This window comes from uncultured Tessaracoccus sp., assembly GCF_947286155.1.
GTDB lineage: Bacteria > Actinomycetota > Actinomycetes > Propionibacteriales > Propionibacteriaceae > Arachnia.
Genome location: NZ_CAMYPD010000085.1, coordinates 1 through 3,773 on the forward strand (window position 1 = coordinate 1; position 3,773 = coordinate 3,773).

Genomic DNA, 3,773 nt, shown 5'->3' on the forward strand with positions numbered 1-3,773 from the left:
GCTGAATGTGCTCGCTCGGCACCCCGACGGCGCGCCACATGCCGATAGTTTCGTCGTCGCCGTGGAGCGCGGTCACCCAGATCTTGTCGCCGTCGAAACCCAAGCCCCCGTCGGCTTCCGGTTTCGTGACGAGTTCCCACGCCATCGAGATGGCGGCTTCTTTGAAGTAGTCGCCAAACGAGAAGTTGCCCAACATTTGGAAGAACGTGCCGTGGCGGGTGGTCTTGCCAACCTCCTCGATGTCGAGCGTTCTCACACACTTTTGCGCTGAGACGGCACGACGATATGGCGCGGGTTCGTCGCCGAGGAAGTACGGCTTGAACGGCACCATGCCGGCGTTCACGAACAGCAGGGTCGGGTCGTTGTACAGCAGCGATGCGCTCGGCACCACCTCGTGCTCGTGGGCCTCGAAGTGGTGGATGAAGCGCTGGAGGATGTCATGGGTCTGCATTGGATTCATTCCTGCGGGATGTTGAGTTCGCGACGGATTTCGGCCTCGCGCTCGGCGCGTGCTGCCTCAAAGTTGGCGGAGAACCGTCCTAGGTCGATGGCGGCGTCGTCACCCTTGGCTTCGATCTGTCTGCGCAGCGACTCGGGAAGGTACTCGCGGTAGAGTTTCTTGCCGCGAAAAATCACGTAGCTGGCCGTGGCGGCGCCTACGGTGAACCAGAAGGTGTTTCTCATTTGCGACCGCCTCCAATCGCTTTGCGCGCGGCATACGTGAACGATGCGGTTTTGATGAGCGGCTTCTGGAACACCGCACCGACGAGATTCGAGAACTGTGCTGCGTCCTCGCTGACTTCAGCAGCGTGGGATGCGACGCGGCCCGCATCGTCGGTGACATCCGAGAGCTTGTCGAGGTTCGCGTCGGCCTTCGCAGCAGCATCTGCGAGGCGTTCCATGGCGGGCACCATCGATTCACTCGCGTTGCGTACTGATTCGGTCACGTCATCAATGGCCGCACTCAGCTTGAGCAGCGGGCGTGCGGCGAGAGCGACGAGGACACACAGCGCGACGGCGGCCAGTATGGCTGCCAATTCAGCGACGCTCATCGTCTTCTCCTCCGTGTTTCGACGGCGCAACTCTATCTGAGAGCACACTGCGGAGCGAGTGAAGGCGATCAGCAATCACTTGCTCGGCTCCGTTCAGGGTGGGTTCGTAGTAACGCGTGCCGTCCAGATCATCGGGGAGATACTGCTGTCCGACGATGTGGTGCGGGAAGTCGTGGGCGTACAGGTAGCCCTGGCCGAACCCGGCTTCCTTGCTGGCTTTAGCGGACCCATCGCGAAGGTGGAGGGGCACGGAGTTGCCCTTGCCGGCCTGCACATCGGCGAGGGCCTTGCCGATCGCAAGGTAGGCGGCGTTGGACTTCGGCGCGGTGGCCGCCACCACCGTCGCGTGCGCCAAGGTGATGCGAGCCTCTGGCATCCCGATGAGTTGGACGGCCTGCGCAGCGGCAACACACGTGGGCAACACGTTCGTAGCGGCGAGCCCCACGTCCTCGGACGCGGAGATCACCAGACGCCTGGCGATGAAGCGAGGGTCCTCCCCTGCCTCCAACATGCGGGCGAGGTAGTGCAAGGCGGCGTCGACGTCGGAGCCGCGAATGGATTTGATGAAGGCCGAGATCACGTCGTAGTGCTGGTCGCCGTCACGGTCGTAGCGGAGGGTTGCGCGGTCAACAGCGTTGGTGAGGATCTCCGGCGTGACGACGCGTTCTCCCAGCGCGGTGGCCGACGCGGCAGCCTCCTCCAGGTAGGTGAGTGCCCGACGCGCGTCTCCCCCGGACATGCGAAGCAGCTCGGCGCGGGTGGCGTCCGCCAGCTCGACGGCGTCGTGAAGTCCGCGCTCGTCGTGCACTGCGCGATCAATGAGAGCGGCAATGTCCGCGTCTTCCAGGGGCTTGAGGCGCAGTAGGAGCGAGCGCGACAGCAGCGGCGAGATCACGGAGAAGGAGGGGTTCTCGGTGGTGGCCGCGATGAATGTGACGAGCCGATTTTCTACGGCGGGGAGCAGGGCGTCTTGTTGGGTTTTCGAGAAGCGGTGTACTTCGTCGATGAACAGCACCGTCGATGTGCCTTGGTGCAGCGCCCGACGGGCGGCGTCGAGCTGAGCTCGGATTTCCTTCACGCCGGCGGATACGGCGGATACTTCGACGAACCGTGCGCCAGATTCTCTCGAGACGATGGATGCCAGCGTCGTCTTTCCTACCCCTGGCGGCCCCCAGAGAAACACGCTCATGGGCTGGCCTTCTACGAGACGCCGAAGCGGTGAGCCTGGGGTGAGGAGGTGCTGCTGCCCGACGATCTCGTCGAGGTTGCGTGGACGCATCCGAACCGCGAGCGGCGCCCCTTCTTCGAGCGCGTCGCCGAGCGATCCGACGGGGGCATCGGATTCGGGCGCGCCAAACAGATCGAGGTCGTAACTCACAACACCGCAGTCTATGCCGCATTTATTTCGGTGAGCTCATAGGATCGAATGCATGAAGCTCTCGATCTTGGATCTCGTCTCCGTCTCACAGGGCCAAACAGTCGCGGATGCCATCGAGGCAGCGATGCAGGCAGCGGAGGTCGCGGATGAGCTGGGATACGAACGCGTGTGGTACGCCGAACACCACAACACCGCCGCGGTGGCGTCGTCGGCGACGGCCTTGCTCATCGGGCAGGCGGCGTCGAGAACACGGCGCATCCGGGTGGGTTCTGGCGGCATCATGCTGCCCAACCACTCTCCGCTCAACGTGGCAGAGAATTTCGGCACCCTGCACCAGATGTATCCGGGACGTATCGATTTGGGCCTCGGCCGTGCTCCCGGCACCGATCAGATCACCGCCCGTGCGCTCGCTCGTTCAAGCGCGGAGCCGCAGGAGTTTATGCGCAACATCGAGCTGATGCAGACGTGGTTCGGCGCGGGATCGGTGGGCGGTATCGAAGTCGGTGTGGCGAAGGGAACCAACGTGCCGATGTGGGTGCTCGGTTCGTCCGACGCGGGCGCCACGATGGCTGGCATGCTCGGGCTTCCCTACTCGTTCGCGTCGCATTTCTCGCCAGACATGCTGCACGCCGCGATTCAGCTGTACAAGGACAATTTCAACCCGAATGCACCGACGGCACAGATCGCCGAGCCGTACGTGCAGGTGGGTGTGAATGTCCTCGCCCACGAACAGCCCGGCGAGGCCGAACGGCAGTTCACGACCACGCAGAACATGTTCTCGGCCCTGCGCAGGCACGGCGGGCGCACCCCGCTGCAGCCACCGACTGACGAGCCCGAGGGCAACGCGCTGGAAGTGCAGATGATGGAACATGCACTCAGGGTGCGCGCCGTCGGCACTCCCGACGTAGTGGCCGCCCGGCTGCACGACATTCAGCGTGACACCGGCGCCGACGAAATCATCGGCGTGACCTACACCTTCGACCCGGAGCTGCGTCTCAACTCGCTGCGCCTGGTCGCCGACGCCGTGCTCTAGTACACGCCAGGTGGTTGAGTAGCCCGCGCCGACACCTCCCGTTGGTTGAGTAACTCGCGCGGTGCTCAGGTGGTTGAGTAGCCCGCGAAGCGGGCGTATCGAAACCACACCCGCTTAGGTGGCAGATTGCCGTCCGTCCTTGGGCGCACATCTGCCAACTAAGCTCACGACGCATGATTTCGACACGCTGCCTTCGGCAGCGGCTCAATCATCGGATGCCCACCATTGCGCCGGTGGTTGAGTAGCCCGCGAAGCGGGCGATGGTCTTATGGTTTGTCAAGCCATGTTTGGAGGTCGTGTTTGAGGGTTG

5 protein-coding genes are annotated in these 3,773 nt (G+C 63.5%); 1 reads left to right on the forward strand and 4 read right to left on the reverse strand.

Annotation, left to right across the window (positions count from 1 at the left end; all coding sequences use genetic code 11):
- The 4 genes from Q0X68_RS12980 to Q0X68_RS12995 all read right to left on the reverse strand — a co-directional run.
- Positions 1–451: alanine--tRNA ligase-related protein (locus tag Q0X68_RS12980; protein ID WP_297752622.1), on the reverse strand; the 451-nt coding region annotated here is incomplete at its 3' end.
- A 5-nt stretch (positions 452–456) separates the two neighbouring features.
- Positions 457–684, reverse strand: coding sequence for a hypothetical protein (locus tag Q0X68_RS12985; protein ID WP_297752625.1), 228 nt, complete (start codon positions 682–684; stop codon positions 457–459).
- Positions 681–1,052, reverse strand: a complete 372-nt coding sequence (locus Q0X68_RS12990) for a DUF948 domain-containing protein (protein WP_297752628.1) — start codon at positions 1,050–1,052, stop codon at positions 681–683. The genes Q0X68_RS12985 and Q0X68_RS12990 overlap by 4 nt, the downstream gene beginning before the upstream one ends.
- Complete coding sequence (locus Q0X68_RS12995) at positions 1,039–2,430, reverse strand: replication-associated recombination protein A (RefSeq protein WP_297752631.1); 1,392 nt, start codon at positions 2,428–2,430, stop codon at positions 1,039–1,041. The genes Q0X68_RS12990 and Q0X68_RS12995 overlap by 14 nt, the downstream gene beginning before the upstream one ends.
- Positions 2,431–2,482: 52 nt before the next feature.
- Between Q0X68_RS12995 and Q0X68_RS13000 the strand changes: the two genes are divergently transcribed.
- Positions 2,483–3,463 (forward strand): LLM class flavin-dependent oxidoreductase, encoded by a 981-nt coding sequence (locus Q0X68_RS13000; protein WP_297752634.1) that lies wholly within the window; start codon positions 2,483–2,485, stop codon positions 3,461–3,463.
- Positions 3,464–3,773: the final 310 nt, after the last annotated feature.